Annotated in this window: 16 protein-coding genes; 12 read left to right on the plus strand and 4 right to left on the minus strand. The window is 47.9% G+C overall.

The window, feature by feature from the left end:
- The first annotated feature begins 310 nt into the window (after window positions 1-310).
- Complete coding sequence (locus tag GPK90_RS13630) at window positions 311-1,681, plus strand: sodium:solute symporter family protein (protein WP_118530452.1); 1,371 nt, start codon at window positions 311-313, stop codon at window positions 1,679-1,681.
- 30 nt (window positions 1,682-1,711) lie between these two features.
- A complete protein-coding gene (gene ggt / locus GPK90_RS13635; protein WP_252197482.1) occupies window positions 1,712-3,424 on the plus strand; it encodes a gamma-glutamyltransferase in 1,713 nt (570 codons plus the stop codon).
- Window positions 3,425-3,614: 190 nt separating this feature from the next.
- Here ggt and GPK90_RS13640 read toward each other — a convergent pair whose 3' ends face one another.
- Window positions 3,615-4,838, minus strand: coding sequence for an argininosuccinate synthase (locus tag GPK90_RS13640; RefSeq protein ID WP_215703227.1), 1,224 nt, complete (start codon window positions 4,836-4,838; stop codon window positions 3,615-3,617).
- 522 nt (window positions 4,839-5,360) lie between these two features.
- Between GPK90_RS13640 and GPK90_RS13645 the strand changes: the two genes are divergently transcribed.
- From GPK90_RS13645 to GPK90_RS13675, 7 genes are all read left to right on the plus strand, one after another.
- Window positions 5,361-5,981: a cyclodeaminase/cyclohydrolase family protein gene (locus tag GPK90_RS13645; RefSeq protein ID WP_215703228.1), complete on the plus strand. Its 621-nt coding sequence runs from the start codon at window positions 5,361-5,363 to the stop codon at window positions 5,979-5,981.
- Window positions 5,978-6,820 (plus strand): bifunctional 5,10-methylenetetrahydrofolate dehydrogenase/5,10-methenyltetrahydrofolate cyclohydrolase, encoded by an 843-nt coding sequence (locus GPK90_RS13650; RefSeq protein WP_215703229.1) that lies wholly within the window; start codon window positions 5,978-5,980, stop codon window positions 6,818-6,820. Before GPK90_RS13645 ends, GPK90_RS13650 begins: the two co-directional genes overlap by 4 nt.
- A 463-nt stretch (window positions 6,821-7,283) precedes the next feature.
- Entirely contained in the window at window positions 7,284-10,064 is a 2,781-nt protein-coding gene (locus tag GPK90_RS13655; RefSeq protein WP_215703230.1) for a hemoblobin-interacting domain-containing protein, read from the plus strand.
- A gap of 80 nt (window positions 10,065-10,144) precedes the next feature.
- Complete coding sequence (locus GPK90_RS13660; RefSeq protein WP_142412276.1) at window positions 10,145-10,573, plus strand: DMT family transporter; 429 nt, start codon at window positions 10,145-10,147, stop codon at window positions 10,571-10,573.
- Between the two features lie 410 nt (window positions 10,574-10,983).
- Complete coding sequence (locus GPK90_RS13665) at window positions 10,984-12,009, plus strand: methionine ABC transporter ATP-binding protein (RefSeq protein WP_215703231.1); 1,026 nt, start codon at window positions 10,984-10,986, stop codon at window positions 12,007-12,009.
- A 1-nt stretch (window position 12,010) separates the two neighbouring features.
- A complete protein-coding gene (locus tag GPK90_RS13670; protein ID WP_182426564.1) occupies window positions 12,011-12,691 on the plus strand; it encodes a methionine ABC transporter permease in 681 nt (226 codons plus the stop codon).
- Between the two features lie 21 nt (window positions 12,692-12,712).
- A complete protein-coding gene (locus GPK90_RS13675) occupies window positions 12,713-13,603 on the plus strand; it encodes a MetQ/NlpA family ABC transporter substrate-binding protein (RefSeq protein ID WP_118514732.1) in 891 nt (296 codons plus the stop codon).
- Between the two features lie 354 nt (window positions 13,604-13,957).
- Here GPK90_RS13675 and GPK90_RS13680 read toward each other — a convergent pair whose 3' ends face one another.
- Window positions 13,958-15,310, minus strand: coding sequence for an MATE family efflux transporter (locus GPK90_RS13680; RefSeq protein ID WP_215703232.1), 1,353 nt, complete (start codon window positions 15,308-15,310; stop codon window positions 13,958-13,960).
- A 441-nt stretch (window positions 15,311-15,751) separates the two neighbouring features.
- Between GPK90_RS13680 and bioB the strand changes: the two genes are divergently transcribed.
- Complete coding sequence (gene bioB / locus GPK90_RS13685) at window positions 15,752-16,729, plus strand: biotin synthase BioB (RefSeq protein ID WP_215703233.1); 978 nt, start codon at window positions 15,752-15,754, stop codon at window positions 16,727-16,729.
- Window positions 16,730-16,802: 73 nt separating this feature from the next.
- Here the strand turns inward: bioB and GPK90_RS13690 are convergent, their stop codons facing one another.
- Window positions 16,803-17,375: a GNAT family N-acetyltransferase gene (locus GPK90_RS13690; RefSeq protein ID WP_215703234.1), complete on the minus strand. Its 573-nt coding sequence runs from the start codon at window positions 17,373-17,375 to the stop codon at window positions 16,803-16,805.
- 13 nt (window positions 17,376-17,388) lie between these two features.
- Window positions 17,389-18,153, minus strand: a complete 765-nt coding sequence (locus GPK90_RS13695) for a sulfite exporter TauE/SafE family protein (protein ID WP_215703235.1) — start codon at window positions 18,151-18,153, stop codon at window positions 17,389-17,391.
- A gap of 176 nt (window positions 18,154-18,329) precedes the next feature.
- Here GPK90_RS13695 and GPK90_RS13700 point away from each other — a divergent pair, with 176 nt between their 5' ends.
- Both GPK90_RS13700 and GPK90_RS13705 read left to right on the plus strand, forming a co-directional pair.
- Window positions 18,330-19,121 (plus strand): helix-hairpin-helix domain-containing protein, encoded by a 792-nt coding sequence (locus tag GPK90_RS13700; RefSeq protein ID WP_252197483.1) that lies wholly within the window; start codon window positions 18,330-18,332, stop codon window positions 19,119-19,121.
- Window positions 19,122-19,266: 145 nt separating this feature from the next.
- A complete protein-coding gene (locus tag GPK90_RS13705) occupies window positions 19,267-19,965 on the plus strand; it encodes a response regulator transcription factor (RefSeq protein WP_118298743.1) in 699 nt (232 codons plus the stop codon).
- Window positions 19,966-20,142: the final 177 nt, after the last annotated feature.

Genomic DNA, 20,142 nt, shown 5'->3' on the forward strand with positions numbered 1-20,142 from the left:
AAATCACTAGATTATAAGCAACTTTTAAAAGAGCGGTGGAATTTACTTTTTCACTGGAATTTACTTTTTCAAGTCAGCAACTCTTGACAATTACCTATAAAGTTTGTATGATGAGAGTAAGAGATATGTAATGTGTAATATATTTCTGACAAGGAGGCAGAACAGTTTAACACGATCATATCAGTACGGTGTAACATAAAGAAAGCAAAATGTCTGCGTGGCAGTCAACAGATCTTCGGCAGAAAATCAGGGAGCACCAGATAAGAGTTTGAAAAGCGGAAGATCAGCAATTTTAGCAGGAGGGATATGTATGTTAGTAGCGGTATGGATCATTACATTCTGTCTTATCATCGGCATAGGTATTTATGCAGGAACCAAAATTAAGTCTGCAAACCAGTGGTCCGGCGGGGATAAAACAATGGGCGCATTATCACTGGGGTGTGTATTTGCAGCATGGCAGATCGGAGGCATGGCAGTTGTAGGAGCAGCCCAGAATGGATATAATCTGGGAATATCAGGTGCATGGTATTCGATTGCAGGTTCTTTTTATTTCATCGCGCTTGCGGTATTTGCAAAGATCATTCGCGAAAGGATGCCAGGAGAATCGGTTCCGGTCTATCTTCAGACAAAATATGATGTAAGAACGACAAGACTTTATTCATATGCGTGGATCGTGTACGGATTTTTGTATATTCCGATCCAGCTGAAGACTGTGTCCAGTATCATTCAGATCGTGCTTCCTGGATTGAATCTTATGGTGGCAATGTTTATTGGTGTCACGATTGCAGTTATTTATACAAGCTTTTCCGGTATGAAAGGTGCATCTGCTGTCGGTCGTGTTGTATGTATTGGTATCTATGTTCTCTTGATCTGTTTTGTATTTACAACACTTCCGAAATTTGGAGGATTCAGTGGTCTTTTAGGCGAGCTTCCTGAGAAGTATGATTCCATGGGAAATATGCCGACACAGCGTATTGTTGCATGGATCGTAGGTGGCTGCATCAGTACGGCGGTTATGCAGGCTGTTCTTCAGCCGCTTCTTTCTGCAAAGAGCCCGGAGGCAGCAAGAGTTGGCTCTATCCTTGGTTATGTAATTGCCGCTCCGATTTGTTTCTTTACTGCAATCTGTGGTATGCTTTCCAAGGCAAGTGGTGCCGATCTCGGTGATGGATCCACTGCATTCGCATATGCTATCAAAACCTTCAGCAGTCCAGTATTTGCAGGTATTATTTTTGCATTTGCAACTATGATCATTGCAGCGACAATGGCAACTATGATGTTGGCAACGGGAACCATTATTACAAACGTATATAAAACAGAAATCAATCCGGACGTCGATGATGCGAAAGTTCTGAAGCTTTCAAAAACGATTACGTTTGTATTCGCATATCTGACATTGATCCCGGCATTTCTGATTCCAAGCAAGTCCTTAACAAACCTGTTCCTGACATTACAGCACGTTGCGGCAGCACCGGTGAGCTTCTCGATCCTGGCAGGATTACTTTGGAAAAAGACAACAAAACAAGGTGCATTCTGGAGCATGCTGACAGGAATGATCACAGGTGTGGCATGGATGCTTCTGGGACTTACTGATATTGTTGAAGCAGTATATCCGGTTGTAGTTGTTACTTACGGTGTAGGAATTATTGTTTCGCTCATGACTTATAAGGAAAAAAATTAATTTAGAAAGTGTGAGAATATGGCACAGAATATGAAAAAACAGATTTATATGTGGCCATCCTACTGGGGGAAACCGGTAGCGCATGGAAGCATGGGAGCGGTCAGCTGTAATAATATATATGCAACGAGAGCAGGACTTGAAATTTTAAATAAAGGCGGAAACGCGTTTGATGCGGCAGTAGCGGTGTCACTGACGTTATCTGTGGTAGAACCCCATCATTCTGGTATTGGCGGCGGATGCTTTTCCTTACTGTACGATGCGAAAACTGGGAAAACAGAAGGAATTGACGGAAGAGGGATCGCACCGGCAAAGGCAACAGCTGATCTCTTTATAAAAGATGGTGAAGTGCAGGATGAGTGGAAAGATCTTGGTGGTCAGTCAGTGGCGCTTCCCGGACTTTTAAAGACCATGGATATCGTATTGAAGAAATATGGAACTATGACTTTAAAAGATGTGGCAACTCCGGCAATTCGTTGTGCTCGTAATGGATTTGGAACAAGCTATACAGGTGCTCTGACGATGTATGACAATTCGGTTGAGCGTAAAATGCGCCTTTCAGAAGCATTTCGAAAACTGTATCTGAAGGAAGATGGGAGTTTCTATCGATTCGGTGAGATCCAGAAGAACCAGGAGATTGCTGATCTTCTGGAGAATATTGCGGAACAGGGAGTTGATTATTTCTATAAAGGAAAAGTTGCAAAACAGATTGTAGATCTGATTAATGATCGTGGTGGTTGTTTTGATGTTTCTGACATGGAGAGTTATGAACCAAAATTCCGCGAACCAGTGAAAACAACATATCGGGGATATGAGGTTGCCGCATTTGCACCGCCGAGCGGAGGCTGTGCACTGGTTGAAATGCTGAACATTTTGGAAAACTATGATGTTCGTTCCATGGGACATAATACAGCAGCCAGTATCCATGCATTGACAGAGTCTATGAAACTGGGATTTGCTGACAGAAGTGTAGCACTTGGTGATCCGGATTTTGTGAATGTCGATGTAGAACGTTTGACAAGCAAGAAATTTGCTCATGAGCGTTTTACATTGGCGGGAGAAAAGGCGGGAGAGTTTGCATCGGCCGATGGAATCGAAGCAAAACAGTATCCTGGAAATACATCCCATTTCGTGGTAATGGATAAAGACGGAAATGCTTTTTCGCAAACACAGACGATTCGAGACTGGTTTGGATGTGGAATTGTTGTCGATGGCCTTGGATTTGTACTGAATAACGCAATGTCCGATTTCTCGGCGGCAGTAGGAGCAATGACAAGTCAGGGACTTGCATATGGAAGTGCCAATGCGATTCAGGGTGGAAAAACGCCGCTTTCCAGTATGTCTCCGAGTATGGTATTTAAAGATGGAAAACCATTCCTTGCAATCGGGGCAGCAGGTGGACCGAGAATTATTACGGGAACTCTTCAGGGAATCGTGAATGCAATTGATTTCGACATGACTCCGGAGCAGCTGGTGAATGCTCCATATATCAATTGCCTTACGAGGGCCCAGGGACTTGAAGTGGAGTATGGAATTTCCGGAGATACAAGAAAAATACTGGAAGAGATGGGGCATAAGATTGTTCCTGTTCCGGTGGATCAGGCGATGAGTACGATGCTAAACAGCGTAATGTGCATTGATGGTGAATTCTATGCGGCAGGTACGAAACGAGTAGATGGCTGTGGCGGTGCGCTTTTACCTGGAGGCCATATTGTACTGGAGGGAGTAAGCCAGGAAGAATTATAAAAAAGATGCGAAGTAATTGATAGAACGCACAGATAGGAGCGGCATGTATCGCGCATCCATAGAAAGAAGACCGGGAGCAGGAAAAATGTTCCCGGTCTTTTTGTAGAAACTTCTGGTAAACAGATATTAACAGCCCCGGCGGGAAATCCCTGCCGGGGCTGTCTGCCTAAGTTCTTATGAGAGAACTGGATTAGTTCTGGTTCTGATTTTTCTCGATCTCTGCCTTCTTCATCGCGCGAATCTTTGTGGAAAGGCCATAGAGGTTGATGAAGCCGGAAGCGTCGTGGTGATCGTAGAGGTCGCCGGTTGTGAAGGACGCGATGCTCTCGTTGTATAAGGAGTACGGGGAGGTTGTACCCTGTTTGATGATATTGCCCTTGTAGAGCTTCATCTTGCACTCACCGGTTACATACTCCTGTGTGGACTCAACGAATGCCTGTAATGCTTCGCGTAACGGGCTGAACCATTTTGCAGAGTAAACAGCATCAGCGAATTCGTTGTCGATGTTCTTCTTGAATTTTAATGTCTCCTTGTCCAGGATCAGCTCCTCTAACTGCTTGTGAGCTTCGAGAAGGATGGTTCCGCCAGGAGTCTCATAGACACCACGGGACTTCATGCCGACCATACGGTTCTCAACGATATCTGTGATACCGATACCGTTCTTGCCGCCGAGCTCGTTTAACTTTGTGAGAATCTCGGAGAATTTCATCTTCTCGCCGTTTAATGCGACCGGAACACCTTTTTCAAATGTGATGGAGATCTCTGTATCTTTATCAGGAGCTTTCTCCGGTGTTACGCCGAGTACGAGCATGTGGTCGTAGTTCGGAGCCAGGGATGGATCCTCGAGCTCAAGACCTTCATGGCTGATGTGCCAGATATTGCGGTCACGGCTGTAGCTGTCATTTTTCTTGAACGGAAGCTCGATGTTGTGTTTTGCACAGTATTCCAGCTCATCTTCACGGGATTTGATATCCCAGATTCTCCACGGAGCGATGATCTTCATATCCGGAGCGAGGGCTTTGATACCGAGCTCGAAACGAACCTGGTCGTTTCCTTTACCGGTAGCACCGTGGCAGATCGCAACAGCGCCTTCCTTTTTTGCAATATCAACGAGGATCTTTGCGATCAGCGGGCGGGCCATTGCAGTACCGAGAAGGTATTTGTTCTCGTATGTCGCATTTGCCTTTACGCACGGAGCGATATAATTGTCGCAGAATTCATCAACAACGTGTTCGATATATAATTTGGAAGCGCCGCAGTATTTTGCTCTTTCTTCCAGACCGTCAAGCTCGTTTCCCTGTCCAACGTCGATGCAGACGCAGATAACGTCGTAATTGTAAGTTTCCTTTAACCACGGGATCAGTACGGTGGTATCAAGACCGCCGGAATATGCTAAAACAACTTTCTCTTTCATAATCAAGTCCTCCGATTTATTTCAGACGTTTTATTTTCGTTGTGCTTCATAAATATACAACTGAATATACGGAATGTCAAGCATAAAATGTATTTTTATAAAGAAATTTTGCATATTATGCATATCAAGTGTATAAATGCAGGCGACAGAGAAGCAGGATGACGAGGTTTGACGATATGAAATATAAAATGTCAGGAAAAGGCGATTGTAATGGAAGAATATTGCAGATGGCTGATATCAGATTCAGCAGGCAGAGACCGGTCACAATGACGATTCGGAGACAGATTTATGTATAAAAGTGCCTGAATCATCCTATAAAAACGATAGGAAAAAGTGTTCCAGGATTGACAAGAATCAAGAAATCATGGATAATAATCCGAAGAACGCTGTTGGGCGCGTGCAGGAATTTTCTGAACAGAAGATTCCGTAAACGGTTCCGCACAATACAGCAACGGCCGCAGCGTTTGCCGGTTTAGAACGCAAAGCAAAACTGCGGAGAGAAAATCTGGAAGGAAATATGTCATGGGACAGTGGAATGAATACCTGGAAGTTCTGGCATCCAAGGCACCGACTCCGGGAGGCGGAAGCGCAGCGGCGGTTTACGGCGCTGTCGGAACAGCCCTCGGCGAGATGGTGGGAAACCTGACGACAGGGAAAAAGAAATTTGCAATATATGAGGAAGAGATCCAGAAGATCCTTGTACGATTACAGGAAGCGAGAATGGATTTCATCCGTCTCGAGAAGGCGGACGAGCAGGCGTTTGAGCCGCTTTCGGAGGTTTACCGCATGAAGGCGGAGACGGACGAGGAGAAAAAAGCAAAGGAAGAGCGGATGGAAGAGTGCCTGAAAGCTGCTGCGCAGGTTCCGATGGAAGTCATGGAGCGGGCGGTCAGCGTGATGGATGATATCGAGTTCCTGGCATTGAACGGCAGCCGGCTTGCGGTCAGCGACGCCGGAGTCGGGATCCAGGGAATCCGCACGGCGCTTCTCGGCGCGGTCATGAGCGTGTATATCAATACGAAGATGATGAAGGACCAGGAGTATGCCGAAGCAGTGAACCAGCAGGCGGAACTTCTTATAAAGAAGGGAACGGAACAGGCAGACCGGATCTACGAGATTGTGTTAAAGGCGGTAAGAAGATGATTACATTAAAGGGAGCAGAGGTTTCTGCAAAGATCAAGGAACAGGTTCTTTCCATGAACCAGGAATTAAACGGATATGTGCCGACAGCGGCCATCGTCCGGATCGGGGAGCGCCCGGATGACCTCTCCTACGAGAGAAATGTCATGAAACGCATTGCGGCATATGGAATGGAATCGAAGTCTTTTGCATATCCGGCGGATATCAGCGAGGAAGAGTTCTTTGCGGAATTCCAGAAGATCAATGATGATGAGACGATCGACGGGATCCTGTTATTCCGTCCGCTTCCGAAGCACATCAATGAAAAGCGCGCCGAGGCGATGATCCGTCCGGAAAAGGATCTCGACGGGATCTGCGCGGTCAATACGGCAAAGGTGTTTGCCGGTGAGAAAGATGGATTTGCTCCGTGTACGGCGGAGGCGGTTATTGAGGTCCTGAAGGCATTCGACCTTCCGATCACCGGAAAACGCGCGGTGATCGTGGGACGCAGCATGGTAGTCGGACGTCCGCTGTCCATGCTGATGTTAAAGGAAAATGCGACGGTGACGATCTGCCATACGAAGACCGAGAATCTGAAGGCTGTCTGCAAGGAGGCGGATATCCTCGTTGCGGCAGCAGGAAAGGCGAAGATGCTGGATGCGTCATTCTTAAAAGAGGGAGCTGTTCTCATCGATGTCGGGATCAATGTGGATGAGAACGGAAAACTCTGCGGAGACGTCCTCTGGGATGGTCTGGAAGAAAAGGCATCCGCGGCGACACCGGTGCCGGGCGGCGTCGGTGCTGTGACGACGGCGGTGCTGGCGAAGCATCTGGCGATGGCGGCGTGCAGGAAGAGAAAATAAACGTAGGACCGACAGCACGAGGTCTCGCGCAGGCGCGGACTTTGGCTCGTTGTTCGTGTAAATAAAAAATGGAAAAAATTCTCATTTTTCCGCATAAAGCGGCATAAATAAAGGAAAGAGGACCACCGACCCAGCACATCGGCGGTCCTCTTTTCTTGACAGAATTTTGGATAAGAGGTAGGATATTACTACAAAAGGGTTAGCAATAACTAACCATGTGCTTGTTCAAAAAGCAAATTGCATTTTCTGCACGGCAGAATGAAACAAAAGGTGTGCTGAGGCAGATCGTATTTCATGCACGCGAATCTCACAAATTCTTTTCTGACAGATAGGATAGGCAGGGGAGAAGATCTGCGAACGAATGGATAAAGGACAGTGTGTGCGATCCGAAATGCAGTTATGAAAACATGGGTTAACTGAAGCTAATTTCAATACCAGGGATGGTGCGGAAAGGAGAAAGGTCATGAAAAAGCAGAAAACGCTTGCAGTTCTGTTAAGTGCGGCGATGGTTGCCGGAGCGATTCCGACAGCAGCGCTTGCGGAAGTGGTGGGAAGTAATTCTGATTCCGGTGTGAAGGCAGCGGAGCTGAGTGAAGATCAGGAGATTGAGGAACAGAATGAAGATTCTGAGGATGAAACTGGTTCCGGATATGTATTGATGAATGTGCCGTATGATGAGGTATATGGGAAGGACATTGAGAATGAGACAAAAGTAGATGCTGTCTCATCTGCGACAAAGAAAAAAACGAAAAAAAAGACTTTAGTAAATGGCACTTATCATTCAAAAGATGGAAGCGAGATCAAAGGAGCGATCATTCCGGTACGGGTAGAGGATTTGTCTCTTTTAGGTGGATTTAAGAGGGTTTCAGCGTCCAATGCGGAAAAGGTTACTGTCGCCTCGGCAAGTGATTCTACCTATAATGATAATCTGTTTGATGAGGAAGAGGACTATACATATGCTGTACTTCCGAACGGTTATACGCCGAAGGTTTATAAGGAACTAATAAGGCTTGATGAGAATGGAAAGCCGGAGTTCAGTGAGTTCCAGGGTGAGGAACAGGAAGTCGATACTACTGCAACGATCGTTGCCTGCTCCGGACGGTACCAGCCTGGAAAGAAAGAAAACAAGTCATATCATGGCGACTATGAGATTACGATTCAGGATTATCAGGAGCTGATTGCGTCTTCCAGCAACGCAGTCTATGAGGTGGTTTTAGATACGGATAAGGGGGACAACTACGGGCTTCGCCTTCTTGAAAACACATTCCTTAGAAAAGGAGAGTTGGGATTCTCAACTGGTTTCACAACAAAGAGCAAAGGCTGCGATTTGAAGCCGGATCATTATAAATCGCTTATCGGAAAAACAATCACCAGCATCCGCTTCGTAACGGAAAATGGAATTTTTGTGATCCCGACAAAACTGAAGGTCGAGGAACAGGAAATCTATGCGCTGATGAACATTCCGTATGACGAGCTTTACAAGAATGATCTGAAGCAGAATGAGATTCCGGTGGATGCGATGACATCTGCAACGTATCAGAAGACACGTACAAAATCACTGTCGAATGGATCTTACCATAAGAATTCAGACGGATCAAAGATCGACGGAGTTACATTCCCGGTTAAACTGAAGGTAAATTCTGATGCGGACCTTGAGGGACTGACCCACGTGGGAGATTATAGTAAGGAACTGACGATCACGACAACCCTTCGCGGAAAACAGCAGACAAACACATACAAAGGAAGAGACACCTTATTTGAGAACGGTACCTATGCGTATTATGTTTTAAGCCCGGAGGAAAAACCGGACTTTTATAAAGAAGTTACCGTTGGAGAAGATGGAAAATTTGAGTTCTCTGAGACAAAATTCCAGGATGGAAAGTCCGCTGAAAAATCAAAAGCAACCGCAGAGATCACGACAAAGACGACACGCGGAGATTACCAGATCAATGTGAGCGGACTTGACAAGTCTGTGACAAACAGTTCGATCTATGAAGTGATTCTTGAGACAAAGGACGGAAAGAGCTATGGTCTCCGCCATCTCGAAAATATCTGGCGCGGAAACGAGCTTGGAATTTACACCGGATATACAAAAGAGAGCCATGGCGTCGATGCCAGCGTGGAGCCGTACAAGGATATCATGGGAAAGACCATCGATAAGATCACATACCTCACAAGCGCAGGCGCTTATGAGATCGACACGGATCTTTATGTACCGATGAAGGATGGCACACAGGCTGAAGTGGCTGACGGAAAGTCCGGAAACGGATCTGTCGCTGTTACGGTGAAACTTCCGGAAAGATTTGATCCGGAGTATCAGGTCACGGGACTGAAGACATCCTTTGCAGACGGAGCGCTCACTTATACAGACGCAATGCCTGGAAAGTATACCCTTACAATCTCTGATAAGAATGAAAAATGGGCAGATATCGAGGCAGATTTTGTACTCAGCAGCGATACGAATCCTGCATACTATAACAGAGATTACAGTGCACCGGCAGTCATCAAAAAAGGCTCTGCAGATGAAGCTGATTTCGCGAACTACTTAAAGAACATCACAAAGGTATCGGTCAACGGTAAGGAATATGCGGCATCCGGAAAAGGCGCTGCGGTGATCGTAAAGAGTGACGGAACGATCGATCTTGCAAACAGCAGTGTATTTGATGGCAAAGAGCCGTATACGGTCGTTGTAACATCCACAGGATATCCGGATCTGACTTTCGAGATCAAGCAAGTGACTTACGACAGCAGTGATTCGGATAGCGGAGAATCTGGAGAACCGGCAGGCTCTTCTTCAAAGAAGAAAAATACATCTGCTTCTGATGGAATGACGGCAGGAAGCTGGAGCCAGGATGCAGCGGGAAACTGGTACTTTAAGAATGCCGCAAACGGAAAGAATCTTGTATCTGCATGGGCACATATTGAGAATCCATATGCAGGCGCAGGACAGCCGAAGGATTCCTGGTTCCATTTCGATGCAAATGGTGTCATGCAGACAGGCTGGTTTAAAGATAGCGATGGAAGATGGTACTTCTTTAATCCGGTTTCTGACAGCACACTTGGAAGAATGATGACCGGATGGAACTGGATCAAAGGAAATGACGGCAAGCTTCGCTGCTATTATTTCGAGGAGATCTCCAACGGACACCGCGGAGCCATGTATTCCGGAACGACAACTCCGGACGGTTATACGGTTGATGCGGACGGTGCATGGACAGTAAACGGAATCGTTGTGACAAGATAAAAATTGGCATGTAAAAGCCGGTATAAAAACCTCCTGATCATGGAATCCTAAGGGAAACATGGTTTCAGGAGGTTTTTTATATGTGGGGAATTCTGGTGGCACTGCTTTCGGGAGCGCTTATGAGTCTGCAGGGGATTTTTAACACGGAGGTGACGAAGCAGAGCAGTATCTGGGCGGCAGCAGGATGGGTGCAGATGACGGCGCTTGTGACCTGCGTGGTCTTATATTTCGTTACCGGACGCGGGGAAATCTGGGGGATGTTTTCCATCGACCGGAAGTATATGCTGCTTGGCGGTGTCATGGGCGCATTTATCACCTGGACCGTGATCAAAAGTATGGACGGCCTGGGTCCGGCAAAGGCGACACTGCTCATCGTTGTGACCCAGATCCTGGTCTCCTATGTGGCGGAGGTATTTGGTCTCTTCGGTGTCGAGAAAGCGGCATTCGAGTGGAGAAAACTTATCGGTGCGGTTCTGGCGATTGCGGGGATCGTGGTGTTTCGGTGGTAGCGCGACGCAAGATATCCTGAAAACAATATGAAAATTTTAAAACGATAGCGCGATAAGTTTAAAAAAAATAAATATATAGTTTAAAAATTATAAAAACATATTGACAAAATAGGAAATGAAGGGTATGATAGCGCCATCGGATTTGAACAGGAAGTTCAGACGATGAGGAAACACAGGACTGCGGGATGACGGCGGTCGGAAAGGAGATACAGGTATGGGAAATGCTGGAAGAATTGATATGAACAATATGTGTTGTTGCTGTTGCATGTGTATTTCCGGGCGTTTTTTACGGCCAGGAGCTTTGCTGTGCGGTCATGTACCTGTATACAGAAAATAGTTTCCTGTTAATGCCAGAAAATGCGCCCGGAAGTGTAAACGCTTCCGGGTTTTTTATTTGGGAGGAAGAAACATTGATCCAGATCGAACATGTAAGCAAAACCTTTTCAGGAAAATACGGAACCGTCCACGCGCTGGACGATGTGAGTATCCATGTGGAAAAAGGTGATATCTGCGGCATCATCGGATTTTCCGGAGCCGGAAAGTCTACGCTGATCCGCCTGGTAAATGGCCTTGAAACGGCAGACAGCGGAAAAGTCACTGTCTGTGGAAAGGAGCTTTCCACACTGAAAAAGCCGGAACTCAGAACATTAAGAAGAAAGATCGGAATGGTTTTCCAGCAGTTTAATCTCCTGGAGTCCAAGACGGTATACCATAACATTGCACTTCCGCTGATCTTAGCAAAAACTCCGAAAGCGGAGATCGATAAGAAGGTCATGGAAGTATTAAAGATCGTTGAACTGGAAGATAAGAAAGATACCTATATCAGCCAGCTGTCCGGCGGACAGAAACAGCGTGTCGGGATTGCGAGAGCGCTGACGACCGACCCGGAGCTTCTCCTTTGCGACGAGGCGACAAGTGCCCTGGATCCGCAGACGACAGAGTCGATCTTAAAGCTTTTAAAGCGGATCAACCGGGAGATGGGCGTCACGATCCTTCTCATCACACACCAGATGCAGGTCGTTCAGATGATCTGCAACAAGGTAGCCGTCATGGAGAGCGGAAAGATCGTGGAATCCGGAAGTGTTCTTGAGGTATTCGGATCTCCTAAGATGCCGGTCACAAAGCGGTTTGTCCAGACGGTCATCCGTGACCAGATCCCGGACAGTATCGTGAGTCTCGTAAAGGAACAGAAAGAAAATTTCCGCATCGAACGCCTGAAATTCATCGGTTCCAGCGTGAAACGTCCGGTGATCTCCGATATCTGCAAGACGGACGGTGTCGTGGTCAATATCCTCGGCGCAGCGGTCCAGGAGCTGGAAGACAGCGTTATGTGCGTCTTTATCTTACAGCTCATCGGTGACGATGAGAGTATCCGGAAAGCGGAAGAGCAGATCGATAAAAACGGCGTCTTAAGAGAACGAATGGAGGTGGAGTAAGATGGAAGAACTCATGAAAACAAAGATCTTTAAGGTCACAGTGGAACGTCTCCTGTTAAATGGAGGACAGACTCTCTACATGGTCGGCTGGTCGCTCCTTGTTGGAACGATCATCGGTATGATCCTGGCCCTGATCCTGGTCCTCTGCAGAAAAGGCGGACTTGCGGAGAACCGGCCGTTATACTGGATCGTGAGCGCTTATATCAATGTGGTGCGAAGCATTCCGTTCGTAATTTTGCTTGTAACGATCATGCCGATCACACGCGCGATCGTCGGAACAACGATCGGAAGTACGGCGGCGCTGGTCCCGTTAGTTGTTTACATAAGTCCGTATCTTGCAAGACTGATGGAAAACAGCCTGCTTGAGATCAATCCGGGAATCCTGGAGGCGGCTGAGGCCATGGGTGCGACAACCTGGCAGGTCATCCGCTATTTCCTGGTTCCGGAAACCCTGGGTTCCATGGTGCTTGCACTTACAACAGGAACCATCGGACTTCTCGGAGCATCCGCGATGGCTGGTTATGTCGGCGGAGGCGGAGTCGGTGACTTGGCGCTGACATATGGTTATGAGAAGATGAACACCCCGCTCATGATCCTCACGGTCGTGATCCTGGTCGTTCTGGTACAGCTGTTGCAGATTCTTGGAAATACGATTTCCGGAAAGTTAAGACAACATAAATAAAAGAAGAGGAGAGAAAGAATTATGAGAAAAGTGATTGCAGGAGTACTGATGGGAGCGGCAGTTTTAAGCCTTGCCGCATGCGGAAAGACAGAGACAGCAGCTACAACAGCGGCACAGGCTGCTGAGAGCCAGGACACACAGGCAGACAGCACAGAGGCAGCAGCGGACACCACCGGCGACAAGAAAGAGATCGTCTATGGTAAGTCCCAGGGACCGTACACAGAGCTTTTTGAGGCGGCGATCGTTCCGATCCTCGAGAAAGAGGGATATACCGTAAAGGGAGTTGACTTCTCCGACCTTCAGACAGCAGATATCGGACTGAATGACGGCGACGTCGATGTCAACGTAGAGCAGCACACCGCATATATGGAAAACTTCAACGCGAACTATAATGCGGATCTCGTTGCATTAAGTCCGATCCCGACAGTACCGGCAGGCGTATATTCCGCAAAATATAAGTCTGTCGATGAGATTCCGGACGGAGCAAAGGTTGCAGTTCCGAATGACGCATCCAACACCGCAAGATGCTACCTGATGCTTCAGAAGATCGGCTGGATCAAGCTTGCTGATGATGTGGATCCGTCCGCAGTAACCCAGGATGACATCGTTGAGAACCCGCACAACATCGAGTTCACAGAGATGAAGAGCTTAACGATCCCGGCTGCAATTCAGGACTTTGACTATGTAGCGATCACCGGCAGCGTTGTATATAACGCAGGCATCGACCCGTCCACAGCACTTGCAACTGAGGATATCCAGGATCATCTTGTTCTTCAGGTTGTTGTAAAGGAAGAGAACAAGGATGCTGAGTGGGCAAAAGCGATCGTGGATGCTTATCATTCCGACGAGTTCAAGCAGTACATGGAAGAGAACAACGATGGATTATGGTGGATCCCGGACGAGTTAAAGTAAGATTTAAGTCTGGAATTGATCGAGAAAAACTGATAGGGTGAGAATGAGCCAGGGGCGCATGTGAATGTGGTTCCTGGCTCATTTTTTACGCGAACAACGAGCCAAAGTCCGCGCTTGCGCGAGACCTTGGCGACTGTCGCGATAACAAGGGGAAACTCGCGAAGCGAGTTTTCACTTGTTTACGAAAAAATATCTCCGACACGGAAAAAATCTGGTGTCAGAGATATTTTTGTTTAAGGAAAATTCTGATGGAACATCCTGATAATCAAAGAAAATTATGTGTCAATGCGCACTCGCGTAAAGCTTGAGATTGTCGCAAACGACTGCGCCAGAAACCTGGATGTGTCAATATTTTTAGTTACCTTCTGTGGTCTGCAGCATCCGTGTGACTTTTTTCACACAATAGAAGCAGGTCGGAGCGATATAGCAGCAGGCAGCAACCCAGGCGGTCTGGTCGGCAAAGCAGATCGCGTTATAGCCGAATTGACCGACAAAGCAGAGGCTGACGATTGTGCGGGCGAACATCTCTGTCACTCCGGAGAAAAATGCTCTTCCGGAATATCCGAGTCCCTGCGTCACCATTCTGGTGATGTTTAAGATCCCGAGTGTCCAGTAAAAGAATCCCATGCAGCGCAGATACTGGGCGGAGGCGTCGAGAACACCTGCGGCATCTTTGCTCACAAAGATCATGGAGAGCGGACGTCCGAAGAAGATCAGGATCAATCCTGCGAAGACTCCGTAGCCAATCCCGAGGGCGATTCCCTCTTTCAGACCTTTTTTGATGCGGGCTGACTGACCGGCACCGAGGTTCTGGCTGCAGAAGACGGAAACAGTGGTTCCGATCGCGTCGAACGGACACAGGGTGAACTGTTTTAGCTTCACACCTGCGGTAAAGCCGGAGACATAGTCACCGCCGAGTCCGTTGTTTGCGGACTGCATGACCATGCTGCCGATCGCCGTGATGGAAAACTGGAGCCCGGTCGGGAGTCCCATCTGGAGAAGTTCTGTGATCGCGTCTTTTTTGATCACACGGTTTTCTTTCGAGAGCCATAAGATCTTCATGTGCCGGATAATGACGAACAGGCAGAGAATTCCGCTGATCGCCTGGGATGCGATCGTTGCGAAGGCAGCTCCGGCACATCCCCACTTTGCGACAACGATGAAAAAGAGATCCAGAAAGATATTGAGCACCGCGGAGAATGCCAGGAAGATGAACGGTGTACGGCTGTCACCGACTGCGCGCAGGATACTCGATAAGTAATTGTAGAGCAGGGTGAACGGGATCCCGAGGAAAATGATCATCAGATAGATATATGCGTTTGCGTAGATATCGCTCTGGACAGAAAGCATGTGCAGGATCCACGGACACAGAACAGCGCAGAGCGTGGTCACGATGACTGCGATCACTGCGGTGAGGATTGCTCCGTTGAAGATAAAATCTTTCATGCGTTTGTGGTCGCCGGCGCCGAAATATTTTGCGACCGGAATGCCGAAACCGGTACAGCTTCCCATACAGAAGCCGAGGACGAGGAACTGGACGCTGCTGCTGGCCCCGACACTCGCGAGTGCCTGTGCGCCGAGTACCTGTCCGACGATCGCGGCGTCGATGATGTTGTATGTCTGCTGCAGGAGGTTGCCGACTAAGAGGGGCAGTGCGAACTGCAGCATGGACTTTAGAGGACTGCCCTTGATCATGGAAGTTGCCATGTAGAGATTACCTTCTTTCGAAATGGGAAATTTTTTGATAAAACGAACGTGAATTATCTTATCATAGAGAGGAAAAATTGTATACAGGCATATGCGACAAAATGTAGGTGGAATTTGGGTGGGGATTTTTGCTGTTTCTTAGAGGAACCAGATTCTCGAATCAAGGCACTCCTGTTCGGCTCCTCACCGCTAGGGATTGGTGGGACGAATAGTAAACTTTAACGTGAAAATGGTTGACATCTGGCAGAATCTACCATATAATTGTAAACTATAACGTAACAAAAGAGTTTACAATCAAACTTGGGCAGATGTGAGAGAAATGAGAAAAATCCTACAAAAAAAGTGGGAAAATCTGCTCTGGAATTACAACGAAATAATACATCTGCTGACTGTAAAAGAGGTTTGCGGCAGGCAGGATAAGATCAGGAAAAGGAGAACATTATGGACGCACTGACACTGGCACAGGAGATTATCGACGGAAGAAGAATCACAAGAGAGGATGACCTGAATTTCTTTCTGACATGCGATCTGAAGGAGCTCTGTGAGGGAGCAGACCGGATCCGCAAGGCATGTGTGGGAGATAAGGTAGACCTTTGTTCTATTATCAACGGACGGAGCGGACGATGTCCAGAGGATTGCAAGTACTGCGCACAGTCTGCTCATCATCATACAAACTGCGAAGTTTATGATTTCCTTCCGGAGGAAGAGATCGTGAAGATGTGCCGTGTCAATGAGGCGGAAGGTGTTGACCGTTTCTCTATCGTGACATCCGGAAAGGCACTGACCGGAGAAGAGTTTGAGAAAGCGATCCATGCTTATGAGACGATGAAGAAGGAATGTAAGATCGACCTCTGCGCATCCATGGGATTTGTGAGTGCGGAGCAGCTCCACAGACTTCACGAGGCTGGTGTTACAAGCTATCATCACAATATTGAGACATCCAGAAGAAATTTCCCGAACATCTGCACGACGCATACTTATGATATGAAGATCAATACTTTAAAGATGATCAAGGCGGAAGGAATGTGTGCATGTTCCGGCGGTATCATCGGAATGGGAGAGACCTGGGAGGACCGTCTCGACATGGCGGTAAGCCTTGCAGAGCTTGGAATCGATTCCATCCCGTTAAATGCACTGATGCCGATCTCGGGAACTCCGCTTGAGCATTTGGAGCGCATCTCCGAGGATGATATTCTCCGCACGGTTGCGTTCTTCCGCTACATCAACCCGGAGGCAAACATCCGTCTTGGAGCAGGCCGCGCACTTCTCACAAACGACGGCGAGACCGCATTCAAGTCCGGAGCATCCGCGACGATCACAGGAAATATGCTGACAACGGTTGCATGTGCGACGATCCGCAGTGACAAGAAGATGTTAGAGGATCTTGGAAGAAATGTGACACCGGAGTATATGAAATAATACCGGGATCAGGAGATTGGAATCATACGTTGTCCAAAAGTAGAAAGTACAGATTAGAAAAGGCTGCCCTGCATTATGTGCGGGCAGCCTTTTGAGCTATCAAGGAAAGTTCTTTTTCACAGCACCAGTAATCCACACCATGATATACACATTCACCGACCATGGAAAACTGCAGCTTTCGGTACGCGCGGAGCGCCTTTTCGTTCGTCTTTGCGACGAGATAATGGGCGGAACGAAAACCACGCCTTTTGGCTTCCTCCATAGCGCAGGTAAAAAGCCTTCCGGCAATCCCGCGGCCCTGATAATCCAGGGAAACAGCGACCCGGGCAAATTCAACGGATGTAACGAGTTCTTTCGACCAGCAGTCCAGGATATCGGTCTCCGGATCGGCGTCGAAGGAGATCACTCCGGCGAGATCATGCCCGGTCGTTGTCTTTAAACAGAACAGGGAATTTCTGGCGAGATCGAAACGGATCGTATCAGCAGACGGATAGTCATCCGTCCAGGCGCAGAATTCTCTGCCGATGTGGGACCGGTAGAGGGAAAGGATCGCGGATGCATCATCCGGGAGCGCAGGTGAAAAGAAAAATTGTTTCACAATTCCGTTTACGGAGATCAGAATCTCCTGATCTTGGATCAAATTCATGGACAATGCTCCTTTACCCTGCCATGATCTCACTCAGTGTTTTCACAAAGAAGATCACGAGGACCACCAGCATCAGCGGTTTTACGAATTTTGCACCGCCTTTATCGAAACACTTTGCACCGAGATAGTTTCCTACGATACTGAAGAGGCCGGCAGTAAGACCGAGGAGAAAGATCACTTTCCCATTTATCAGGTAGACCGCCAGCGCAGTCAGATTTGTTGTCAGGTTGATCGCTTTTGTGATCCCGTTCGCCTCCTTGAGGCCCATGTGGGCGACTCCTGTGAGGAGAAGCAGAAGGAATGTTCCTGTTCCAGGACCGTAAAAGCCGTCATAGATGCCGATGACAAAGGCGATAAATGCGCTGAAGAGGATCATTTTGCGGAGCGGGAATGCCTCTTTTTCTCCGATGAACGGTTTTCCGAACATGAGGTAGAGAGCGGTACACGGCAGGATCACAAGGATCAGGCGTTTAAAGTAGTAATCATCTAACCGAAGGGCAAGCTTTGCGCCGATAGAAGAGCCGATCAGAGCAGTGATGATACAGAGAACTGCGTTCTTCCAGGCAATGTAGCCGTTTTTTGCATATTTTGCAGTTGCGATCAGAGTTCCCATGCCGGAGCTCAGCTTATTCGTTCCAATCGCGAAGTGGACCGGAAAACCCGCGATCAGATAGGCAGGAAGCGAGATCAGACCGCCGCCTCCGGCTACCGCGTCGACAAATCCGGCGAGAAATACGAGCGGGCAGATGATCAGAAAGTGGATCAGATGTAATTCCATAGCAGTAATTCCCCTTAGAAAGTAAATATTGTAGATCTTTCGCCAAATATAGCATAAAATGTCTTGAAATGCAATGAAGGAAAATGACAGAAGAAAACCCTCTTGCTTTTGCCTTTATGATTCGGTAAAATAGAATCAGGCAGAACGATCCCCCTGAAGATTCAGGAGGGAAACATATGAAAGATAATAAGAAGAAAATTCTGGCGGCTGCGGCTTTCCTGATCGCAGCCGGACTTGTGTTTGGCATGTCTAAAAAGGAGAACGGGATTCGGGAGCTGGATGATTCCGGGGCGGTCGTCATGAGCGGGTCAATGCAGGAACTTATGGGATCCGAAGGGAAACGCGATGCTGAGAAAAATACGAAGTTGAGCACGGATTCATCAATCCCTGACGGAGAAAAAAATCCGCAGACTGAAAGTGAGAGCGGCGTCGGGGAATCCCGGGAAGCCGGAAATGAAACCGGGACGGGGAAAAGTCTTTCAGAAACGCAGGTGGAAGTGGATAACTCGAAGGCAGCAGGGATCTATGTGTATATCTGCGGAGAGGTTGCAAATCCCGGCGTGTATGAGCTTTCCGAGGACAGCCGGATCTACGAGGCGGTGGATGCCGCAGGCGGATTTACGGAGAATGCGGCGCGTGAGAGCATCAACCTCGCGTCGAAGGTCAGTGACGGGATGCAGATCACGATCTATAATAAGGAAGAAGCTGCATCGCTTCCGGCAGGCGGTACGTCAGCAGGTAAAAATTCCGGGCAGGATCAGATGTCGGGATCTTCTTCACTTGTCAACCTGAATACAGCGACGAAAGAGGAACTGATGACCTTAAAGGGCATCGGGGAGTCGAAGGCGGAGGATATCATCCGCTACCGCGAAAAGAGCGGGGGATTTAAGAAGATCGAAGATATCATGAAGATCTCCGGGATCAAGGAAGCTGGATTCCAGAAGATCAAAGACAGTATTACAGTATAGTATAACTGAAAAAACATCATAAAGAGAGACAGCAGATCAGAAAAACAGGTTTGCGGATCCTGCATTGGGAAAGGAAAAATGGCAGATCCGGTTACAGGGATTGATGAGAGCTGTTATCGATCACAGCATAACATGGAGGAGTAAGATGGCAAGAGTTCTGGTAGTTGATGATGAAAAACTGATCGTGAAGGGAATCCGCTTCAGTCTGGAACAGGATGGATATGAGGTGGACTGCGCCTACGACGGCGATGAGGCGATCGAGAGGGCAAAAGAGCGGGAGTACGATGTGGTACTTCTGGACGTCATGCTTCCGGGACACGATGGATTTGAGGTCTGCCAGACGATCCGGGAATTTTCCGAGATGCCGATCATCATGCTGACGGCAAAGGGAGACGATATGGATAAGATCCTGGGTCTGGAGTACGGAGCGGATGATTATATCACGAAACCGTTCAATATTCTTGAGGTAAAAGCGCGGATCAAGGCGATCATCCGGAGAAATAATAAGAAGAACGGCGGCGCGAAACGCCAGGAATCGAGTGTGGTGACAGAAGGCGACTTAAAGCTCGACAGAGAGAGCCGCAGAGTCTTCATCAAGGACAAGGAGATCAACCTGACTGCGAAGGAATTCGATCTTCTGGAACTTCTTGTCACGAATCCGAACAAGGTCTACAGCCGTGAGACGCTGTTAGAGTACGTATGGGGCAATAAGGCCATGGTAAACGGAGATGTTCGCACCGTGGACGTACATGTGAGAAGACTCCGCGAAAAGATCGAACCAAGCCCGAGCGACCCCAAATACGTCCACACCAAGTGGGGCGTGGGGTACTTCTTTCGCGCATAGCGTTGTGCTTGCACAAAAGCAAAAATTGTGTGAGCTGGACCTATAGGGCGAACGCCCGCGAGACCTGAGTCGGGGCTTGCCCCGATTCAGGTCTCCCACTGCGGACTAGCCAGCAAAAAAGTGTTGTGCTTGCACGAAAATTATGCGGCCCAGCCAACAAATTTAAGTTGTATCAAA

Origin of the sequence: Clostridium sp. MCC344, from assembly GCF_018785365.1 — a bacterium.
In the GTDB taxonomy this organism is placed as follows: Bacteria; Bacillota; Clostridia; order Lachnospirales; family Lachnospiraceae; genus Pilosibacter.